Origin of the sequence: Streptomyces sp. NBC_01723 (genome assembly GCF_036246005.1) — a bacterium.
Taxonomy (GTDB): Bacteria; Actinomycetota; Actinomycetes; order Streptomycetales; family Streptomycetaceae; genus Streptomyces.
Window position 1 is genome coordinate 6,286,107 of record NZ_CP109171.1, and the last position, 17,699, is coordinate 6,303,805.

At 69.7% G+C, this 17,699-nt stretch carries 35 protein-coding genes; 32 read left to right on the top strand and 3 right to left on the bottom strand.

The features are described from left to right. Positions 1-118 precede the first annotated feature (118 nt). On the bottom strand, positions 119-550 hold the full coding sequence (locus OIE75_RS29240) for a hypothetical protein (RefSeq protein ID WP_329472638.1): 432 nt from the start codon (positions 548-550) through the stop codon (positions 119-121). Positions 551-792: 242 nt separating this feature from the next. Between OIE75_RS29240 and OIE75_RS29245 the strand changes: the two genes are divergently transcribed. The 25 genes from OIE75_RS29245 (at position 793) to OIE75_RS29365 (ending at position 11,050) form a co-directional block, all read left to right on the top strand. Next, positions 793-1,083, top strand: a complete 291-nt coding sequence (locus OIE75_RS29245; RefSeq protein ID WP_329472639.1) for a helix-turn-helix domain-containing protein — start codon at positions 793-795, stop codon at positions 1,081-1,083. Between the two features lie 9 nt (positions 1,084-1,092). Next, entirely contained in the window at positions 1,093-1,320 is a 228-nt protein-coding gene (locus OIE75_RS29250) for a helix-turn-helix transcriptional regulator (protein ID WP_329472640.1), read from the top strand. A 126-nt stretch (positions 1,321-1,446) separates the two neighbouring features. Further along, positions 1,447-2,073 (top strand): hypothetical protein, encoded by a 627-nt coding sequence (locus OIE75_RS29255; protein WP_329472641.1) that lies wholly within the window; start codon positions 1,447-1,449, stop codon positions 2,071-2,073. Beyond that, the gene (locus OIE75_RS29260) at positions 2,070-2,564 is read left to right on the top strand and encodes a hypothetical protein (RefSeq protein ID WP_329472642.1); all 495 of its coding nucleotides are present in this window, start codon (positions 2,070-2,072) and stop codon (positions 2,562-2,564) included. Before OIE75_RS29255 ends, OIE75_RS29260 begins: the two co-directional genes overlap by 4 nt. Beyond that, positions 2,561-2,845 (top strand): hypothetical protein, encoded by a 285-nt coding sequence (locus tag OIE75_RS29265; RefSeq protein ID WP_329472643.1) that lies wholly within the window; start codon positions 2,561-2,563, stop codon positions 2,843-2,845. The genes OIE75_RS29260 and OIE75_RS29265 overlap by 4 nt, the downstream gene beginning before the upstream one ends. Beyond that, positions 2,842-3,078 carry a hypothetical protein gene (locus tag OIE75_RS29270; RefSeq protein ID WP_329472644.1) on the top strand — a complete coding sequence of 79 codons (237 nt, stop codon included), beginning with the start codon at positions 2,842-2,844 and terminating at the stop codon, positions 3,076-3,078. The genes OIE75_RS29265 and OIE75_RS29270 overlap by 4 nt, the downstream gene beginning before the upstream one ends. Beyond that, positions 3,075-3,311, top strand: a complete 237-nt coding sequence (locus OIE75_RS29275; RefSeq protein WP_329472645.1) for a hypothetical protein — start codon at positions 3,075-3,077, stop codon at positions 3,309-3,311. Before OIE75_RS29270 ends, OIE75_RS29275 begins: the two co-directional genes overlap by 4 nt. Further along, positions 3,311-3,526, top strand: a complete 216-nt coding sequence (locus OIE75_RS29280) for a hypothetical protein (RefSeq protein ID WP_329472646.1) — start codon at positions 3,311-3,313, stop codon at positions 3,524-3,526. Before OIE75_RS29275 ends, OIE75_RS29280 begins: the two co-directional genes overlap by 1 nt. Beyond that, entirely contained in the window at positions 3,526-3,771 is a 246-nt protein-coding gene (locus OIE75_RS29285) for a hypothetical protein (protein ID WP_329472647.1), read from the top strand. Before OIE75_RS29280 ends, OIE75_RS29285 begins: the two co-directional genes overlap by 1 nt. Next, positions 3,771-3,992, top strand: a complete 222-nt coding sequence (locus OIE75_RS29290; RefSeq protein WP_329472648.1) for a hypothetical protein — start codon at positions 3,771-3,773, stop codon at positions 3,990-3,992. The genes OIE75_RS29285 and OIE75_RS29290 overlap by 1 nt, the downstream gene beginning before the upstream one ends. Position 3,993: 1 nt before the next feature. Continuing rightward, the gene (locus OIE75_RS29295) at positions 3,994-4,197 is read left to right on the top strand and encodes a hypothetical protein (RefSeq protein WP_329472649.1); all 204 of its coding nucleotides are present in this window, start codon (positions 3,994-3,996) and stop codon (positions 4,195-4,197) included. After that, on the top strand, positions 4,194-4,457 hold the full coding sequence (locus tag OIE75_RS29300) for a phiSA1p31-related protein (RefSeq protein WP_329472650.1): 264 nt from the start codon (positions 4,194-4,196) through the stop codon (positions 4,455-4,457). The genes OIE75_RS29295 and OIE75_RS29300 overlap by 4 nt, the downstream gene beginning before the upstream one ends. Next, positions 4,454-4,666: a hypothetical protein gene (locus OIE75_RS29305; RefSeq protein WP_329472651.1), complete on the top strand. Its 213-nt coding sequence runs from the start codon at positions 4,454-4,456 to the stop codon at positions 4,664-4,666. The genes OIE75_RS29300 and OIE75_RS29305 overlap by 4 nt, the downstream gene beginning before the upstream one ends. After that, complete coding sequence (locus tag OIE75_RS29310; RefSeq protein ID WP_329472652.1) at positions 4,663-5,130, top strand: hypothetical protein; 468 nt, start codon at positions 4,663-4,665, stop codon at positions 5,128-5,130. Before OIE75_RS29305 ends, OIE75_RS29310 begins: the two co-directional genes overlap by 4 nt. Positions 5,131-5,240: 110 nt before the next feature. Then, a complete protein-coding gene (locus OIE75_RS29315; RefSeq protein ID WP_329472654.1) occupies positions 5,241-5,783 on the top strand; it encodes a hypothetical protein in 543 nt (180 codons plus the stop codon). Between the two features lie 130 nt (positions 5,784-5,913). Then, the gene (locus tag OIE75_RS29320) at positions 5,914-6,867 is read left to right on the top strand and encodes a YqaJ viral recombinase family nuclease (RefSeq protein ID WP_329472655.1); all 954 of its coding nucleotides are present in this window, start codon (positions 5,914-5,916) and stop codon (positions 6,865-6,867) included. Continuing rightward, positions 6,867-7,709, top strand: a complete 843-nt coding sequence (locus OIE75_RS29325; RefSeq protein WP_329472656.1) for a recombinase RecT — start codon at positions 6,867-6,869, stop codon at positions 7,707-7,709. The genes OIE75_RS29320 and OIE75_RS29325 overlap by 1 nt, the downstream gene beginning before the upstream one ends. 74 nt (positions 7,710-7,783) lie before the next feature. After that, a complete protein-coding gene (locus OIE75_RS29330; RefSeq protein ID WP_329472657.1) occupies positions 7,784-8,182 on the top strand; it encodes a hypothetical protein in 399 nt (132 codons plus the stop codon). Further along, positions 8,179-8,637, top strand: a complete 459-nt coding sequence (locus tag OIE75_RS29335) for a hypothetical protein (RefSeq protein ID WP_329472658.1) — start codon at positions 8,179-8,181, stop codon at positions 8,635-8,637. Before OIE75_RS29330 ends, OIE75_RS29335 begins: the two co-directional genes overlap by 4 nt. Continuing rightward, on the top strand, positions 8,634-8,912 hold the full coding sequence (locus OIE75_RS29340) for a hypothetical protein (protein WP_329472659.1): 279 nt from the start codon (positions 8,634-8,636) through the stop codon (positions 8,910-8,912). The genes OIE75_RS29335 and OIE75_RS29340 overlap by 4 nt, the downstream gene beginning before the upstream one ends. A gap of 66 nt (positions 8,913-8,978) precedes the next feature. After that, positions 8,979-9,353, top strand: a complete 375-nt coding sequence (locus OIE75_RS29345; protein ID WP_329472660.1) for a hypothetical protein — start codon at positions 8,979-8,981, stop codon at positions 9,351-9,353. Further along, positions 9,350-9,643 carry a hypothetical protein gene (locus OIE75_RS29350; protein WP_329472662.1) on the top strand — a complete coding sequence of 98 codons (294 nt, stop codon included), beginning with the start codon at positions 9,350-9,352 and terminating at the stop codon, positions 9,641-9,643. Before OIE75_RS29345 ends, OIE75_RS29350 begins: the two co-directional genes overlap by 4 nt. Further along, on the top strand, positions 9,640-10,464 hold the full coding sequence (locus OIE75_RS29355) for a hypothetical protein (protein WP_329472663.1): 825 nt from the start codon (positions 9,640-9,642) through the stop codon (positions 10,462-10,464). Before OIE75_RS29350 ends, OIE75_RS29355 begins: the two co-directional genes overlap by 4 nt. Next, positions 10,461-10,883, top strand: coding sequence for a helix-turn-helix domain-containing protein (locus tag OIE75_RS29360; protein ID WP_329472664.1), 423 nt, complete (start codon positions 10,461-10,463; stop codon positions 10,881-10,883). Before OIE75_RS29355 ends, OIE75_RS29360 begins: the two co-directional genes overlap by 4 nt. Then, the gene (locus OIE75_RS29365; protein ID WP_329472665.1) at positions 10,880-11,050 is read left to right on the top strand and encodes a hypothetical protein; all 171 of its coding nucleotides are present in this window, start codon (positions 10,880-10,882) and stop codon (positions 11,048-11,050) included. The genes OIE75_RS29360 and OIE75_RS29365 overlap by 4 nt, the downstream gene beginning before the upstream one ends. A 64-nt stretch (positions 11,051-11,114) precedes the next feature. Here the strand turns inward: OIE75_RS29365 and OIE75_RS29370 are convergent, their stop codons facing one another. Continuing rightward, positions 11,115-11,627, bottom strand: coding sequence for a hypothetical protein (locus OIE75_RS29370; protein ID WP_329472666.1), 513 nt, complete (start codon positions 11,625-11,627; stop codon positions 11,115-11,117). Between the two features lie 15 nt (positions 11,628-11,642). Next, positions 11,643-11,843, bottom strand: a complete 201-nt coding sequence (locus OIE75_RS29375; protein WP_193487590.1) for a type II toxin-antitoxin system prevent-host-death family antitoxin — start codon at positions 11,841-11,843, stop codon at positions 11,643-11,645. A gap of 142 nt (positions 11,844-11,985) precedes the next feature. On the opposite strand from OIE75_RS29375, the gene OIE75_RS29380 reads away from it, so the two are divergent. From OIE75_RS29380 to OIE75_RS29410, 7 genes are read left to right on the top strand one after another with little or no spacing between them, the layout of a single operon-like run. Beyond that, positions 11,986-12,945: a helix-turn-helix domain-containing protein gene (locus OIE75_RS29380; protein ID WP_329472667.1), complete on the top strand. Its 960-nt coding sequence runs from the start codon at positions 11,986-11,988 to the stop codon at positions 12,943-12,945. Then, positions 12,945-13,655 (top strand): ATP-binding protein, encoded by a 711-nt coding sequence (locus OIE75_RS29385; protein WP_329472668.1) that lies wholly within the window; start codon positions 12,945-12,947, stop codon positions 13,653-13,655. Before OIE75_RS29380 ends, OIE75_RS29385 begins: the two co-directional genes overlap by 1 nt. Further along, a complete protein-coding gene (locus OIE75_RS29390) occupies positions 13,652-14,050 on the top strand; it encodes a hypothetical protein (RefSeq protein WP_329472669.1) in 399 nt (132 codons plus the stop codon). The genes OIE75_RS29385 and OIE75_RS29390 overlap by 4 nt, the downstream gene beginning before the upstream one ends. Next, positions 14,047-15,429 carry a replicative DNA helicase gene (locus OIE75_RS29395; RefSeq protein ID WP_329472671.1) on the top strand — a complete coding sequence of 461 codons (1,383 nt, stop codon included), beginning with the start codon at positions 14,047-14,049 and terminating at the stop codon, positions 15,427-15,429. Before OIE75_RS29390 ends, OIE75_RS29395 begins: the two co-directional genes overlap by 4 nt. Beyond that, the gene (locus tag OIE75_RS29400; RefSeq protein WP_329472672.1) at positions 15,429-15,710 is read left to right on the top strand and encodes a hypothetical protein; all 282 of its coding nucleotides are present in this window, start codon (positions 15,429-15,431) and stop codon (positions 15,708-15,710) included. Before OIE75_RS29395 ends, OIE75_RS29400 begins: the two co-directional genes overlap by 1 nt. Next, positions 15,710-17,443 (top strand): DNA cytosine methyltransferase, encoded by a 1,734-nt coding sequence (locus tag OIE75_RS29405; RefSeq protein WP_329472673.1) that lies wholly within the window; start codon positions 15,710-15,712, stop codon positions 17,441-17,443. The genes OIE75_RS29400 and OIE75_RS29405 overlap by 1 nt, the downstream gene beginning before the upstream one ends. After that, positions 17,443-17,679 (top strand): DUF6011 domain-containing protein, encoded by a 237-nt coding sequence (locus tag OIE75_RS29410; protein ID WP_329472674.1) that lies wholly within the window; start codon positions 17,443-17,445, stop codon positions 17,677-17,679. Before OIE75_RS29405 ends, OIE75_RS29410 begins: the two co-directional genes overlap by 1 nt. Positions 17,680-17,699: the final 20 nt, after the last annotated feature.

A 17,699-nucleotide genomic window follows, 5' to 3' on the forward strand; every position in this document is an offset into this window, starting at 1 on the left:
TCGGAGACGCACGGTTGTGGAAGGGTACGTCCCGTGAGCAGACCGCGACAATCTGTTCGGAGAATGTCTACTTACGGACTTCTTCTTGTCAGCGGTCTGCTCGCACGGAAGGTCTCTGCTAGTCGTTGTCTCGGCGTGCGCGCTCGTCGGCTTCGATCATTGCGCGCCAGCGTCGCAGTTCAGACTCGGGCATGCCGGCGAGGTGTCCGACGATGATGCGGACGTTGTCGCCGTAGCCGGCGAGTTCGGTCGCTTCGTATTCCAGCCACTGCTCGGCGGCGGCGGCCTTGACGCGCCGTTCGGTGGTCTGGATGGCGGCGGCAATTGCGCGGAGTTGTGCGGGGCTCGGGGGGTTGGCGCCCGGGTTGGTGACGAGGCGGGCGAGGTAGGGCTTGGAGAGTTTCAGCCCTGTCTCCGGGTCGGCTGCGAGCCCGGCCATCTTGGCGTAGGAGAGACCACGGTCGTTTGCGTCCTGGATGAGCTTCGAGAGCGCACCTCGGGAGCTCGGCGCTGCCGTCCCGGTGTCCGGGGCGGTGGCCGCTGCCGTCATGTCCTCTTCCTCTCGGGTCACTTTCAATACCGGCTGTCTCTGTAGGGGTCGGTAGGCGTCGAGAAAATACCAGCTCAGTCCCTACAACCATCCGGCAACCGAGACAGTTCGTCTACAGATGCATGCTATCGAGCCACAAGTTTTGCCGAGACTCGACGTCGATCGTCTCCAAACCGTAGACGACTCGTCTCGACTGTGCTTAGCTATGTCAGGCAAGCAGCTCCGCACCACACGGGGGAAATGTGAGCCGACGCGCCAGCCGCTGCTGGACCCTACGCAGCATCGCGATCTTCAAGCACTACATGCAGTTCCCCGGCCGCGGCCGACCCTTCTCCGTCCGAACACTGGCTGAAGCGTCCGGCGTCAGCCGCGGCCTGATCGACAAACTCCTGACCGGCCGGCAAAGCACCGCCGACGTCGACGACGCCACCGCCCTCGCGGAGGCTCTTGGAAGCGCCATCCTGCCCCTTTTCGCGCCTCCATCGTCTCCAGAACAGATACGAACGACTCAGAACCTCGACCCCCACGAGTGAGGAACCCCAATGTCGAACAAGCCGAAGCCGCCGCCCCGCGGATGGCTCTGGACTGAAGACGCCGCCGACTACCTCGGCCTCTGCGTCACCACCCTCTACCGGTGGCGCCGCGACCAGTACGGGCCGGCCAGCGTCCAGCACGGACGCCGCCGCTACCGCTACAAGATCGCAGAACTCGACGCGTGGATGAACGGCGACACCGCCGACCAGAAGCGCCAGCCCGCACACGCCGCCTGACCGGCGACGCAAAGAGGCCGCCGCGACCCGCTAAGCCCGCGACGACCTCACGCTCCACCCCATCCAGAGCACGCAACGAAAGGGGCTTCACGTGCCTCGATCATCTCAGAACTTCGGCGGTGTCCGATGACTCTTGACACCCGCATCTTCATCCTCGACCAGGTCGACCCGCAGGAGACGTTCCGGTTCTGCCGTGACCTTCTCGGCGCCACCGACCGGCACGTCTGGTACGACCGGCAGGACAGCACGTGGCGCAAGGGCGAGGCGTCCGTCGCATCAGACAACCCGTGGACGGTGGGCAATGAGCTCGGCCAGGGGCTGCCCGCACTGCTCGACATCTCCTACCGCCCGGACGCCCCGCTCAGGACCGCGGAGCAGGCGGCCGAGCACGACGAGGACATCTGCAACCTCCCTGGCGTCGCCTGGTACGACGAGGCGGCCGGCCCCTGTGACGGCGTCCACTCCTGGAATCGCGCCTGCTGGCTGGAGGTCTCGTTCGACACCGCCTACGGCTACCGCGACGACCGTGGCTACGGCTGCGGTGACCTGCATGCCGAGTACGTCGCCAAGCTTGGTCAGTGGCTGGACGCCAAGGGTGTCCGCTGGGAGTGGGAGAACGAGTTCACGGGCGAGATCCACAGCGGCTACTCCCGCCTGATCGACCTTGCGTCGGGTGGCTTCGAGGCCAGCGCCTGGTTCCGCACCGCCGTCCTGCCCTTCATCGAGGCCGAGGCGAAGGGCGGTGCTCGGTGAGCGCGTTCGCCCGCTTGAAGCAGATGATCCGCACCCGCCCCGGCCAGATGACGGTGTGGTCCGAGTCCGAGGTCACGGCCGCCGTCGACGCCTTCCGCGCCGAGGTGTTGGCCGAGCGGGACACGCAGTTCGTGGCGTGGCTGCTGAAGAAGGCCCGCGAGTGCCCGACCGCCTCGGCCCGCCAGGAGAGGGCGGCCGACGCGATCGCCCGGCTCGCGTCGAAGGTGGCACGTGGCGCGGTCCGCCCGGACAACCTGCGCAGCAACTTCTTCCAGCCCGGCCACACGTACTCGGACAGCAAAGCGGGCGCGGGCACGGACTGGCAGTTCCGGTGCGACAGCGTCACGGCTCACCCCGAGAACGGCGAGCGCGCAGCTATCGGCTGGCGGCACTTCCGGGGCGAGTGGGAGCCCTACGCCTACTACGAGGACGACTACGAGGTCCACCAGGCCGTCGGCATCACGGACATCACCGAGGAGGTGGCGGCATGACCGCCCGCACCTTCGACCTGCCGGCCGAGTCGGATCCGGTCCTGTCGGCGATGGCCACAGTCGAGAAGGCCCTGCACCAGTACTTCGAGGGTTCGCCGACGCCGCGCCTGTCCGCCGCGCTGATCATGTCGCAGGCGTTCGGCAGCCAGCGGGAGGCCACTGCCGCCGCCTACCGGGATGCCGCCGATCTGGCCGCCCGGTACGCGGCGGGCACGGTCGAGCAGTCCGTCCTCCGCGACCTCGCCACCGAGTACCGGCGCAAGGCCCAGGAGGCGTCATGAGCGTCGCCAGCCTCCCGTCGCCCGTCGTCTACGTCCTCGACCTCGACTCCGATCAGACAACCACGCACGTCTTCTGCTGCAACCCGGACCGGGCCCTCTGCGGCCACGACGTCAGCGACGACCTCGAAGTCGACGGCCCCACGCCCAACGACTGCGTCGTCTGCCTCGACCTCGAAGAACAGCCCTGCCCCGTCTGCGGCTACCAGCCCGACACCGAGGAGGTGACGTCGTGAGCATCCCGAACCTGCTGGCGTCCCTGTCCGGCGGCGACCTGCCCGCGAACGCGGTGGGCGAGGAGCGCTGCCTGATGCCGCCGATCGGCTGCGGCAAGCCGCTGACCGCCCCCGACGGCACCACGCGCGTCTTCTGGGACGACGCCGAAGCCCACCGGTACGAGACGGAATGGCGGATCACCGGACTGTGCCCGGACTGCCAGGACCGCATCGAGGCGGAGGGCGACTGGTGATGGACGCCTACACCTTCAACGCCCTCGTCGCGGTCGGGACTCCGGTCCGGGTGTTCCCGAACACCCGCCAGGACCCGCCCCGCATCACCCGCACCCGCAGCCGAGCCACGGACCTCTGCCACGGCCTCACCGTCGTCCACGTCGACGACCACACCCTGCCCTACCGCGTCGACCAGCTCGACGTGCTGCCCGACGACTTCCCCGTGGAGGCGTGATGGCCCGCCCGATCCGCGACCTGGACGTGCCCCTCACCGACCTGCGACGGGACATGCGCCGGCTGGTGGCCCGTCAGCGGGTCGCCGCCTCCGCCGAACGCTTGCAGCTGCTCCTCGCCCACCCCGAAACCGCGACGGTTCCGGCGTCGGACGGCGAGCAGGCCGAGCAACGGCACTGGCTGTACGACGCCGACGCAGACGCCACCACCCCCGCCTTCCCCTACCCGACCGCCCAGGAGGCGTGATGGACCAGCCGACCGTCGTCCTCAACCAGACGATCGCCCTCACCCCCAACCCGGACGCCATCGCCCTCGACGAGGTGGACGGCCACCAGATCCTCGACCTCGGCAACCGCATCCAGGTCGCCCTCGGCCTGTCCAGCCAGGACGCCCTCGACAAGCTCGCCACCCTCACCGCCAAGGCCGCCGCAGACAACCGGGCCCGGCACCTGCGGGAGGTGGCCTGACATGGCGACCGTGATCGAGCCCCGGCCGCTCGCCGACCTGGAGCAGGACGCCATCGCGCGCGTCGAAACCGAGATGGCGCGACGGGCCCGCGGCGTGAAGCCGTGGACGACCACCGAGTACGTCGATCACGTCGCCCGCGTCCACGCCCACTACGAGCAGCGCCGCCAGTGGCTCCGCACCCACGAACAGGAGGCCGCGGCGTGAGCACCTACCTGCACGACGGTGTCGTCTTCGACCTGACCGTCACCCACACCGACGTGACCGGCGTCGAATGGCAGTGGTCCGGCGACTGGAACGACGCGGGCGAGCCGTGGATGGGGGCGACGGAGAAGGGCTCCGTCATCTTCCTGCCGCCGCTGATCACCCTCCCCGACCTGTACCTGTGGCACGGGCCGCTCATCCCCACCCCGCGCCGCGCGACCGCCAGCCTCTACCGGCGCGTACTCCGACAGGCCGCAGCATGACCGCCCCGCAGCCGACCCGCACCTCGCCGACCGCGGGCCTCCTCAACGCCATGGCCCGCCTCTACATCCGCCGCGCTACCCCGTTCATCGCCATCCAAGGGCGGGAGCTCGACGAGGCCCGCAACCTCAACCACCAGCTCCGCACCGCAGCCAGCGTCCGCGAATCACGGGCCGCCGGCTACTTCGACACCGACCTGGAGAAGCCGTGAGCCTCAACCTGATACCGCGCCTGAAGGGTCCCGGCCGGCGCCGTGCCACCGACAAGGTCGCCGAACTCCGCGACGAGAACCGGCGCCTCCTCGGCCAGCTGTTCGGGGCCAGCGACGCCTACCAGATCCTCGACCAGCGGCTCACCGAGACCGCGTCCCGGCAGGCGGAGGCCGAGGAACTCGTCGTCCAGCAGCAGGCCGACATCGACGACCTCACCGCCGAGAACGAGCAGCTCCGCGACGAGTTGGCCGCCCTCAAGGTCCGCTTCGGGCCCGAGCTGGCCGCCGAAGCCAACGCCGACGCGATCACCGTGCCGCCCATGGTCCGCGACACCACCGCCTTCGAAGACCAGGCGACCGCGCCGATCCCCGTCATCACCCTGCAGCAGGCGTTCGGCAGCACCGACCCCGCCCACGTACCCGCCTGGGCCGTCCGCGACGACGACCCGGCCCCGGCCGCCTAGACCGCCGCCCGCCGGATGACCACCAGGCCGGCAGGCGGCGCACCACGCAAGAACCCCGCCCGGGGATAGCGGGCGGGGTCCGGAACCCAGGATCCCACAAGGAGAACCCCATGATCGGTGCGACCACCGACTACCAGATGGTCATCAAGGGCGAGCAGCGGTACACCGTCCCCAACGCCATCCAGGCCGCGCCCGGCCTCGTCGTCTTCCGCATGCCGAACGACCAGTCCATCAACTCGGCGGCCCGCTGGCGGATCGGCCACCACGACGGGCGGGCCATCGCCGAAGCGATGTGCCGCGAGAACGCCTTCAAGGGCATCGACATCCTCGTCAAGTCCGGCATCGACTGGACGCTCGACGAGGACGACCTCCAGAACGCGATCAGCACCGAAACCGCCCGCGACCTGTTCGCGAAGCTCTCCTACGCCTGGTGCGAGCAACCCGGCACCTCGTACATGCCCGGCGACGTCACCCGCAACGGCACCTACACCGACGCCGACATCGAGCAGGCCGCCGCCGAGTACAAGGACGACCAGCTCAATGCACTGGAGATCCTCACCGCGATGGCGCACACCGTGCCGTGGATGGGCCTCGACACCAACGACTTCAACGACGCCCACAACCGCATCGTCGAACTCGCCGACGCCGACTAGCAGGCGCCCCCACAACCACATACGCCGCGCTGGGCGACCCCCACGCTCCGCGGCATCCCAGGCGGCCCGTCCCGCACCTCCCCCCGTCGGGACGGGCCGCCACCACCCAGCACATCCTCAGGAGCGTCACATGAGCACCGAAAGCACCACAAACAACCCGGGCGTCGTCCCGGAGGGGGTACTGCTGGGCCACCTCACCCCCGGCACTCCGGACTGGGACGCCGCCCGCTCGGGTCTCACCATCACCGCCACCGAGATCGCCGCCGTCGTCGGCCTCTCCCCGTGGATGAGCCGCTTCACCCTCTGGCACAAGAAGGCGGGCCTGCGCGCGGCCCCGTTCGAGATGACCCCCGCCATCGAGTGGGGCAACCGGCTCGAGGACCCGGTCGCCGCGAAGTGGCAGGACGAGCACCCCGGCTTCGTCGCCGCCCCGGCAGGGACATGGCAGCACCGAGAGCGGGAGTGGCAGCGCGCCACCCCCGACCGGCTCATCTACCCGCAGCCTGCCGCCGAGTTCGACCTGCCCGGTCAGGCGGTCGGCCTGCTGGAGGTCAAGACGTCGCCGATGGGTGACGAGTGGGGTCCGGACGGCGCCGAGGACGGGGTGCCGATCTGGTACCGCTGCCAAGTCATGTGGCAGATGGACACCCTCGGCGTCCGCCGCACCGACTTCGGCGTGCTGATCTCCGGCCACGACTACCGCGAGTACACCGTCGAGTACGACGAAGGCGAAGCGAAGATCCTCCGCGACGCAGCCCAGGAGTTCCTCGACGAAGTCCGCGACGGGAAGCGTCCGCCGATCGACAGCGCCGACGACACGTACAAGACCATCCGCGTCCAGCCCGACAGCTTCGACGACGTCGACATCGAGATCGCCGCAGAAGCCGCCGCCCGCTACGAGAACGCGCAGGCCGAATCCAAGGCCGCCGCAGCCGAGCTCACCGCCGCCAAATCCGTCGTCCTCGACCTGATCGGCACCGGCCGCCGCGCCGTCTGCAACGGACGCCGCATCGCCTACCGCATCGCCAAACCCGACGGCACCACCAAGAGCCTCAACCCCTACAAGCAGAAGGAAGCCGCCTGATGAGCCAGATCAGCAACGCCATCGCCACCCGCGACAACGGCCCCGAAGCCATCGTCCGCGCACACAAGGAAGACCTCACCCTCGTCCTCCCCTCCCACGTCAAAGGCGAGACCTGGATGCGCCTCGCCTACGGCGTCCTCCGCTCCAACGCCCAGCTCATGCAGGTCGCCACCCGCAACCCCGGCAGCCTCATGACCGCCCTCCAAGACTGCGCCCGCCTCGGCCACGAGCCCGCCTCCAAGAGCTTCTACCTGGTGCCGTTCGGCAACGAAATCCAGGGCATCGAGGGCTACCGCGGAGTCGTCGAACGCATCTACCGCGCCGGCGCCGTCAAGGTCGTCCACGCCGAGGTCGTCTACGAGAACGACGAGTTCGTGTGGGAGCCCGGCACCGTCGACACCCACCAGCCGCCCCGCTGGGAAGGCCCCCAGACCGTCCCCTTCCACAAGGCCGACTGGTTCGCCGACCGCGGCGACGTCAAGGGCGCCTTCTCCTACGGCATCTTCCAGGACGGAACCCCGTCCCGCGTCGTCATCATCAACCGCACCTACATCAACAAGGTCCGCAAGGAATCCAAGGGCAGCGAAAGCCCGAAGTCGCCGTGGGTGAAGTGGTTCGACCAGATGGTCCTCAAGACCGTCGCCCACCGCTTGGAGCCGTGGGTGCCCACCTCCACCGAGTGGCGCAAGGAGCAGCTCCGCGCCGCCGCCGAAGTCACCGCCGAACAGGCCGGCCCCGCCGTCATCGCGCCGACCAACACCGGGCCCGGCTACCCCGAACCCACCTCGCTCGACGACTTCAACGACGAAGGCCCCGTCGAAGGCGAACTCGTCGACGACTGACCCCACCCCACCCGCACCGGGGTCCCGCCCGCCGCAAACAGGCGGGGCCCCGGCCAGAACAGGAGACCACAGCCATGAAGGCACTGACCATCCGCCAGCCGTGGGCGGGCGCGATCGCCCACCAGTCGAAGCGGGTCGAGAACCGCTCGTGGAAGCTCCCCGCGAAGCACGAGGGCGCCCGCATCCTCATCCACGCCGGAGCCCAGCCCGACAAGTGGGCGGCCGTCTACGGAGAGCACCTCGACGTGTACTCCGCGATCATCGCCGTCGCCACCATCAGCAGCTGCCACTACGACAACGGCAACCCGGTCTGCTGCAGCTACTGGGCCCAGCCCGACCTCTACCACTGGGAACTCGCCGACGTGATCGCCCTGCCCGAGCCCGTGCCTGCCAAGGGCGCCCTCGGCTTCTGGACCCCCAGCGACGAGATCGTCAACGCTGCGCTCCGGCAGGAGACGGGAGTGGCCCTGTGACCAGCCTGCCGTACACCGACGAGGACGCCCGCGCCGAGGCCGCCGCCCAGCTGCGCGCCGCCCACGGCCCGGAGTCCTTCGACGTGAACATCGAGGGCCACAAGATCCCCAGCCGGGGCGACGTCCAGTGGGACCAGCTTGGCGACGACGACTTCCACGACGCCAACCGTGAGATCGACGAGCACGTCGAGGACGCCGTCGACCTCGCACGCTGGTCCGTCGACCTCGGCGCCTGCGCACTTCGCACGACCACCGAACTCGCCTGGGGCCGCGGCGGCAACGCCTGGGACCTCGCCATCCAGATCGCCCACCGGCCTGCGCTGAAGGACGACCTGCGCGAGGCGATCACGACGGCCATCCGGGACGCGGTGGACGCGGCCCTCGCCAGCCACGGCATCGACGACACCCGCCTGCTGCACCAGTCCGCGCCCACTGACAAGGAGTCCGCGTCATGACCGTCCGAACCATGCAACAGACAGAAGCGGACCTCCGGGCCGCACTCACCATCCTCGCCGACCGCTGGCACCAGATGGCCATCAACGAAGAGGCGTCGATCCCGCACCTCCAAGGCCCCGCCGCCGAGCAGGTCGGAGCCCAGATTCACCAGCGCGTGACCACCTATCGCAAGGCCGCCGCTGACGTCCGCGATGTCCTGCGGACTGGCCGGATTCCGCACGACCTGATGACCGACGCCGAGCTCGAGCAGCACGGCACCCCGGCAGCCGAGTAGCCGACCCCGATCGGGGCCTGCCGCGGCCCGAATCTGCGGCAGGCCCCGGAACCAGGAGAGCACACCATGACGACACTCACCCCGGACCAGGCCGCTGCCCGAGCCCGCCGCATCCTCGCCGCCCTCGGCCCCGTCCCCGCCTGGACGACTGCGGTCCTCGACCAGGCCGTCCTCCACCTCGGCCGCAGCGGACGCCCCTTCGGCTCCAACGACCTGCGGCTCATAGTCCCCGCCGACGACTGCAAGGCCGCCGGCCTGTACCTGCACCAGCTGATCGAGCTCGAGACGCCCGTCGTGCTCGTCAAGGTCGCCGAGGTCGTGTCGATCAACCCGAAGGCCCACGGCAAGCGCGTCAACGAGTACCGGCTGACCGCCGCCGGACGGCGGTACCTCGAGGCCCGCGTCGCCGCCCGCACCCAGCAGCGGAAGGCCGCCGCGTGAACGCCCCCACCGGCGCCCAGCCGGATCCGCAAGGGGCGGCCGTCGTCGACCTCGTCGCCGACAGCCTCGCCACCCTCGACACGATCACCGACACCGCCGCGATCTACGTCACCGCCGCCGCAGGCATCTGCGCCGCCCTCACCATCGCCGCCACCGCCATCTGCCGGGCCGCCATCACCGCCACCCGCCGCAGGAGGCACACCCGGCGCGAACTCCGCCGCATCGAGCACTACGCCAACCACCCCGGCGCCCGCCAACTCCACACCACCCCGCGAGAGGAGACACCGTGACCGCCGCCGTCCGCGAAGCCCCCCACCACCGCAACACCGTGTGCGTGAAGCTCTACCGCTGCCAACTCCCCGAATGCCGCGACAGGTTCAACGAGCGCCGCCGCCAGATCGCGACCGGACAGCGGCAGCCCGACCGGATCCTCATCGACGCCACCCCCGTCCGGCAGCACATCACCGAACTGCAAGACGCCGGAATGACCCTCACCTGCATCGCACGGCTGGCCGGCGTCGCCCACACCACCATCTGCACGGTCATGAACGGCCGCCCGGCCAGCAAGCGAGGACGCCAACAGTCGACCACACCGGAAACCGCCGCCAAGATCCTCGCAGTCCGTCCCCTCACCGCCGTCGGCGCACAGCGACGCATCCGCGCCCTCGCCGTCGAAGGCTGGCCCGTGCCCCGCATCGCAGCCCACGCCGGAGTCTCGGCGTGGTGGGCATACAGCGTCCGACCCGACTCCGTCATCCGCACCTGCAAGGCCGAGCAGATCGCCGTCGCCTACCAGGAACTACGCGACCTCATCCCGGAGGAACACGGCGTGTGCCGCGGACACGCCGCCCGCGAACGCGCCCGCGCCAAGGACAACCGCTGGCCCGACGCCGCCTACTGGGACAAGCACGCCGCCGACCTCGAAGACCCCCACTTCGAGCCCATGTACGGCGTCACCCGCCGAGAGATCGTCGCCCACGACGCCAACGAACTCATGCGAATCAGCGGCCTCGACCGGCAAGCCGCCGCCCACCGCCTCGGCATCAGCAAGGCCTACATCGACCACGCCTTCCGCGAGTTCCCCCAGTACGCCGTCGAGGTCGCCGCATGAGCCGCGCCGCGATCGAGCAGCTGTTGCACGCCGGCTACGGCGACCGCACCATCGGCCGACGGCTCGCCGTGTCCATCGGCACCGTCCGCCGAGCCCGCGCCCTGCTTCAGCTCCCCGCCGGCCGGCCCGGCCCCAAATCCCACGGCACCCCCGCCGACGTGTTCTGGTCCCGCGCCAAACCCGTCGACGGCGGCCACATGGAGTGGACCGGCACCGTCCACAGCGGAACCACCCCCAGCCTCCGCCACGGCGGCAACCGCTACTCCGCCTACCGCATCGCCTTCACCATCGCCCACGGCCGCGAACCCGTCGGCCGAACCCAGCCCGGATGCGACCACCCCGGCTGCATCCACCCGCGGCACCTCGAAGACCAGACCATGCGCAACACCTTCGCCGCGATCTTCGGGGAGGCCGCATGACCTGCCTCACCGGGAAGATCCCGCACCCCAGCAAGGTCGCCGCCCGCAAAGAACTCGCCGCCGCCCAACGACGCCGCACCCAGCAGCAGCGGCGCGAAGAGCGCATCTACCGGTGCCCCACCTGCAACCAGTGGCACCTCACCAGCCGCACCCAACCCAGGCCATAGGCCGCACACGACAAAGGCCCCGCAGATGCGGGGCCTGGAGGACAACCGAGAGGAGGGGCCAGTGCTAGTCGTCGGACTCGGCCGGCTTGCGGCGGATCACAACGCGCTTCTTGGGTTTGGGCGCCTCAATGCCCTTCGCCTTGCAGTAGGCGCGGACGCGCGAGTGAACGTGGCGACGAAGGTCGTCGGTGCGCGTCGTGCCTTCCTCCGCGCACAGCTGGCCGTACAGATCCCACATCTCGTCGTCGATGCGGATCATGCGACCGATCTTGGCGCCCGGAGCGTGTGCCGCGCGCTTAGCGTGCTCCTCCTCCGAGTCGCGCACGTTGTGCAGGGGCTTCTCGTTGCGAATGGAAGCGACCTCTGCCGCGGCGGCCTCAAGGCGAGTGTCGTACCACTCGACTCTCCGCTCGGCCACGATCGGCCACCAGTCCTTCTGACGGGCATGGTCGTACCAGCGACTGCGCGGGTCGAAGGCTATGCCGACATAGAGGAGCCGCCCCTCCGAGTCGAAGAGGCGGTACAGAGCCGTTCGGCGGCTGTAGTCGAGCGACTGGCTGGGGCGGCGAACCCGCACGTGGAATCTCCTCGGTCAGGCCGGGGAGTCGCCTCCCGGCTCGTTCCTTTTGGCCTCGATGGCCTCGGCTTCGGGGACCGGCACGATCGCGCCCACGCGCCGGCCGTGGCTGGTCACGTAGGTGATCCGGCCGCGGACGGCGGTCTCGTTCAAGACCTCGGACAGGGCGGCCCGCAGTTCGCGGACTCCGATTTCAACACTCGTGGGCGCAGGCATACACAGATGGTAGCGCCGGTACACCGACGTACACTAGTGTACACATTGCAGGGTGAGTCGCTTGCACCCTTTGCGCCTCCATGAGGGCTGTCCCAAAACCAGTCATGACCAGCACAGACACCCCTCCAGAAGGAAGTCATCCGTGAGTACTGAGGCCGTCACCTGGGCCATGGACCACGCGCCCATGCTGCGCACCGAGAAGGGCAAGCCGGACACCACCGCCCGGCACGTCCTTCAGGCGCTCGCTGAGCACGCCAGTCCGACCGGCACCGACGCGCACCCCTCGGTGCTCCGCATCCAGTACCGCACCGGCTACGACCGGGCCACCGTCCAGCGCGCCCTGCGGCGCCTGGAGAAGGGCGGTCTGATCGCCAAGGACGGCATGAGGGAGAGCCGTACCCGCTGGAAGCTCGCCATGGAACTGCGCCGGCCGGTCACGGACTGGGCCGACCTGGAGAGGGAGGAGGACGAGTTCCGGGCCTCGGCTGCGGAGCGGAAGCGCCGGTCCCGCTCGAAGGGTGTCACGCACGCAGAGTCCGTGACTGTCACGGACGCAGAAGGTGTGACTGTCACGCACGGAGAGTCCGTGACCGACGATGTCACGCACTCAAAGTCCGTCCGTCACGCACTTAAAGTCCGTTCGTCACGCACGGAACGCAGCCCTAACCACCCACAACCGTCAGACAACCAACTACTAAAAGACTCTTCTCCCGCAGCCGAGCCGGACGAGCAGCAGGCGCATGCCGCCACGGTCCAGACCAAGAGCAGCAGCGAGAAGACCGATCACCACATCAAGGCCTTCGGCGCCTTCTGGCTGACCTACCCCAAGCGCAAGGCCAAGGAAGAAGCCCGCAAGGCGTGGATCGCCGCCATCGAGCGTGGCGCCGACCCGCAGCACATCGTCGCTGCCGCCAAGGACTACGCCCACGAGCGGCAAGGCCAGGACGCCAAGTACACGAAGTTCCCGGCCACCTGGCTGAACAAGGGCTGCTACGACGACGAGCCCGACCCCCAGCCCGGCCGGCACCTCCACGCCGTCTCCGGCGGCTATCAGCCGTACCGCGATCCCACCGACGAGTCCGTCTACGACAAGGATCTGTGATGCAGTACATCCCGCCGAACAACCTGCGAGGCCACGACCTCGCCCCGCTGCTCGCCGCTCGCGGCCTTCCCGCGGACTGGTTGCAGGTCAACGACTTCGACCCGCACAGCCCGCAGAACGTGGCCCGCCACACCTACAGCGAGGTCGCCGCGCTGGTGCCGTTCCACTACCGGTCCGCGGCACCGACGCTTCCCGAGCTGCGGGAGTGGATCGACGTCCTGGTCGCCGCGGCGAAGGAAGCCCAGGCGGCCCGCAACGCGCCGATGGCCACCGTGCTGCACGGCCCGTCGCTGCTCCTCCTCGGCCGCGTCGGCACCGGCAAGACCTACGAGTCCTACGGGGCGATGCGGGAGCTGGCCGTCACCGGGGTTCGCGCCCAGTGGCACGTCACCACGGCCGCCGACCTGTACGCCGCGCTCCGCCCGCGGCACGGCATCGACTCCGAGGCCGAGTTCCGCACCTACCGTGACGCGCCGCTGCTCCTCGTCGACGACCTCGGCGCCGGCGGGAAGCCGTCCGAGTTCACAGAGGAAGTCAACTTCCGGCTGATCAACTACCGGTACGAGCGGCAGCTTCCGACCCTGTTTACGTCGAACGCCGACGCCGACCAGCTCCGGGACCGCCTCGGCGACCGGGTCACCTCCCGGCTCCGGGAGATGTGCCAGCGCGTCGCCGTCAAGGGCACCGACCGCCGCCGGAGTGCGGCGTGACCCGCGGGGCCGGCCGTACCCGCGGCTACCGCGCACAGGAGTCCGAGCTCCGGCCCGGCAAGGTCGTCGTCCCGTTCGGCGAGAAGACGATGATCTGCCCGGCCTGCCGCCAGCACAAGCACCACGCCTGCTGGGCACACACCGCCGCCCTCGGTATCGGCGGAGAGGCCGGTTGCCCGTGCGGCTGCCACGTCCCCCTCGACGAGCCGCTCCTCACCGACGAGGCCATCGACGACATGGCCGCCCACGGAACCCTCGCCGACCACGTCAAGACCCAGAAGGCGTGGGCCATGGGCTCCGGCCCGATCCACTTCGACGAGCCCTGCCGCCGCTGCGCCGCCATCAAGGGCGCCCGCACCGGCCAGCAGACCGCACTTTCCCTGGAGAACGAGTGACCACCGACACCGAACTGTGGGCGCCCGACGAGGCCGTGGCCGACACCGGTCCGCGCCCGCCGGAGCGCCCCCGGGACGTCGAAGCCGAACGCGTCCTCGTCGCAACCGCCATGCAGCAGCCGAACGTCGTCGACGAGCTCGGCGCCGAGGGCTTCGACCCCGCCGACATCACCACCGACGCCTACCGGTGGACGTGGTGGGCCGTCGAAGAACTCCAGGGCCAGTTCCGTGACGGGGAGCTCAAGCACCTCGCCGTGCACCGGCTCCTCGAGACGTGGCACGCCGAAGGCCGCATGCCCTCCCGCGTGCCGTCCGTTGCCGAGTTCCTCGACCTGTACCAGCAGGCCCACCCCGGTGCCGCCGCCTGGTACGCGAGGCGCATCGAGAAGAAGGCGATCGCCGCCAGGCTCGTCACCCTCGGCTACGACGCCATGCTGAAGGGCGCCTCGCCGGCGTTCGACGAGGACGCCGACGTCGCCGCCGTCCAGGCCGACCTCGACGGCGTCGTCCGGACCGCCGACGACGCCGACATGGCCCCCATCGGCGACCTGCTCCTCGACAGCCTCGAGCGGGCCACGACCCCGCCCACCAACGAACAGCGCATCCCCACCGGCTTCATGGACCTGGACGCGCTGCTGTCCGGCGGCTGGGCGCCCGGCCAGCTCGTCGTCGTCGGCGCCCGGCCCGCCATGGGCAAGTCCACGATCGCCGCCGACTTCGCCCGCGGCGCCGCCATCAAAAACAAGATCCCGTCCTTGTTCGAGTCGCTGGAGATGGGCAAGGACGAACTCTCGGACCGGATTCTGTGCGCCGAAGCCCGCATCCCGCTGCACCACCTGAAGCAGGGCATCGTTTCCGACGAGGACATGGCGCGCGCCGCACGGCACGCCCCGGCGATCGCCGCCGCCCCACTGTGGATCAACGATGCGGCGACGCTGTCGCTGCCGATGCTCCGCGGCCGGATCCGCAACCTCGTCCGCACCCAAGGCCTCCGCCTCGCGATCGTCGACTACCTGCAGCTGATGCAGGCCCCCCGGGCCGAGTCCCGGCAGCAGGCCGTCGCCGAGATCTCCCGCAACCTCAAGCTGATCGCGAAGGACTTCGGGATCACCGTCATCGTCCTGTGCCAGCTCAACCGCGGGCCCGAGCAGCGGCAGGAGAAGCGCCCGCTCGTCTCCGACCTGCGCGAGTCCGGGGCGATCGAACAGGACGCCGACATCGTCATCCTCCTCCACCGCGAAGACGCCTACGAGAAGGAATCCCCGCGGGCAGGTGAAGCCGACCTGATCGTCGGCAAGCACCGCGGCGGACCGACAGCTGTGATCACCGTCGCCGCGCAACTCCACTTCGCTCGCATGATCGACATGGCAGGTACGTGATGACGACCCAGCCCACCCCCGAAGACATCGCCGCGATGCGCGCCGACGGCAGCCTCCGCGACTACCTCAAATACCTCACCAGCCAAGCCGAGAAGCCCACCGCCAAGCCCAAGCCCGCCCTCACCGCGGTCCCGGCGGCCGGCTACCGCATCGCCCACACCGGCGGCTGGCCCCTCGGCACCGCCGCCACAGGCCCGACCCCGCCGCCGGACGCCTGCACCTGCGCCCGCTGCAGCCACAACCCCACCAGCACCACCACTCACCGAGAGGACGCCGCCTGATGTCGACCACGTCGAAGAAGCAGAAGGTCCGCACGGCCACGCACCGGCCGGCCACTCGCCGTCGCCGCTTCCGCCACGACGACCTGATCGCGGTCGACCTGTTCTCCGGCTTCGGTGGTCTGACCCGCGGGATCGAGATGGCCGGGTTCACGACGATCATGGCGGCGAACCACAACAGCTACAAGGTCGAGGTGCACGAGGCCAACCACCCGGACGCAGAGCACTGGATCGCCGACCTGGTCGACCCCGACGCCGCGGACTACCACTCCGCCCGGGACCTTCCTGCCGCCGATCTCCTCGTCGCCGGAGTGTCGTGCGTCAATCACTCGTTCGCCAACACGCAGCGGGCCTACGCGCACGGTTTGACGCTGTTCGGGATGAACGACCCCGACTACGAGGACAGGGTCACCAAGTCCGAGCGGGACCGGGCCACCGCGAACTGCGTGCTGCACTACGCGCAGAGGCACCGGCCGCGGATGATCCTCGTGGAGTGCACGACCGAGCTGCAGTCCTGGGGGCCGCTGCGGCCCGGCAGCAAGAAGATCGGCGACGGATCGACGTACCGGTGGTGGCTGAAGCAGTTCGACCTGCTCGACTACCACCCCCCGCAGGTTCTGTTCCTGAACTCGCAGTTCTTCGGGGTGCCGCAGTCCCGGAACCGCGGCTACTGGGTGTTCGTCCACAAGTCGCTGCCGATGCCGGACCTGGAGCACCGCCCGGTGTCGCGCTGCCACCACTGCGACAAGGACGTCGAAGCGGTGTGGACGTGGCGGACCCGGATCCCGCCGACGGGGAAGGTCGCCTACGGCGAGCAGTACGACTACCGGTGTCCGTCGTGCCGTCGGGAGGTCGTTCCGCCGATGACGCCGTCGCTCGCCGCCCTGGACCTCGGCGACCTCGGAACCCGCATCGGTGACCGTCCGGTCAAGACGTTCCCCGACGGCCACCGCGGGCCGTTCGCGGCGTCGACGACTGCCCGAATCGAGCGGTGCCGGCAGAAGTTCGCCGACTTCCCGGCGATCCTCATGCCGGCGAAGGGTGTGCACGGTTCGGAGCGGCTGCTGCTTCAGCCGCTGGCGACGCAGACCAGCCAGCAGGAGGCCGCGATCCTGTCGACCGGGCGGGCCCCGCAGGGTCTGTGGGACGAGGCGGCGATAGCGCTCGCCGTCGACAACTACCAGGGAGCTGCACGCGGAGCTGGCGAGCCGCTGCCCACCCAGGTTGGTTCCGAGACGCTCGCCGTGGTCTCGTCCGGCGTCATCCCGTACCGGAAGCACACCGTGCCCGCCGTGCACGCGGAGCCGATGTCGACGTTCACCTCCGACCAGATCCCGGGGCTGCTGACCGCGGCCGGCTGGTTCAAGCAGAACGGCTCCACTGGTACCGAAACCGCTGCCCACCCGGTGACCGACCCGCTGGGCACGATCACCGCCCGGGATACGACGGCGCTGGTCACGGCCGACTGGGGGCCTGCACTGTCGGAGCTGCCGTTCGAGGAGTGCTTCTACCGCATGATGGCGGCCCACGAGATCGGCCGTGGTTGCGGCTTCGACGTCAACTTCGGTGCCTACCGCGGCACGTTCAAGGTCTGGGGTACCGCCCGCAACCAGGTCGACGGCTTTGGGAACGCCGTTAGCCCGCAGGTGGGTGCCTGGATCGGTGCGCGTCTGCGGGCCGTGATCCACAGTCCGCAGGACTCGGGCACGACCGCGGACCTCGCCGAGGCTGCCTGATGTCGCCCCGCCTGTGTGAGGGCGGGTGTGGCCGGTGGTTGACGACGCCGGCATCGGTGGCGCTCGGCTACGGCCGGGTGTGCGCCGAACGCCACGGCATTCCGACCGGCGCCCGCCGCCGACCCGCCCCCGCCCGGCCGCGGCCCATCCGGGCCACCGAACCGCCGGCCGAACCCATACCGGGCCAGGTCGAGATCGACCTGACCCCCATGCAACCCAGCCTCTGGTCCCTGTGACCGAGGCCCAACCCGAAGGA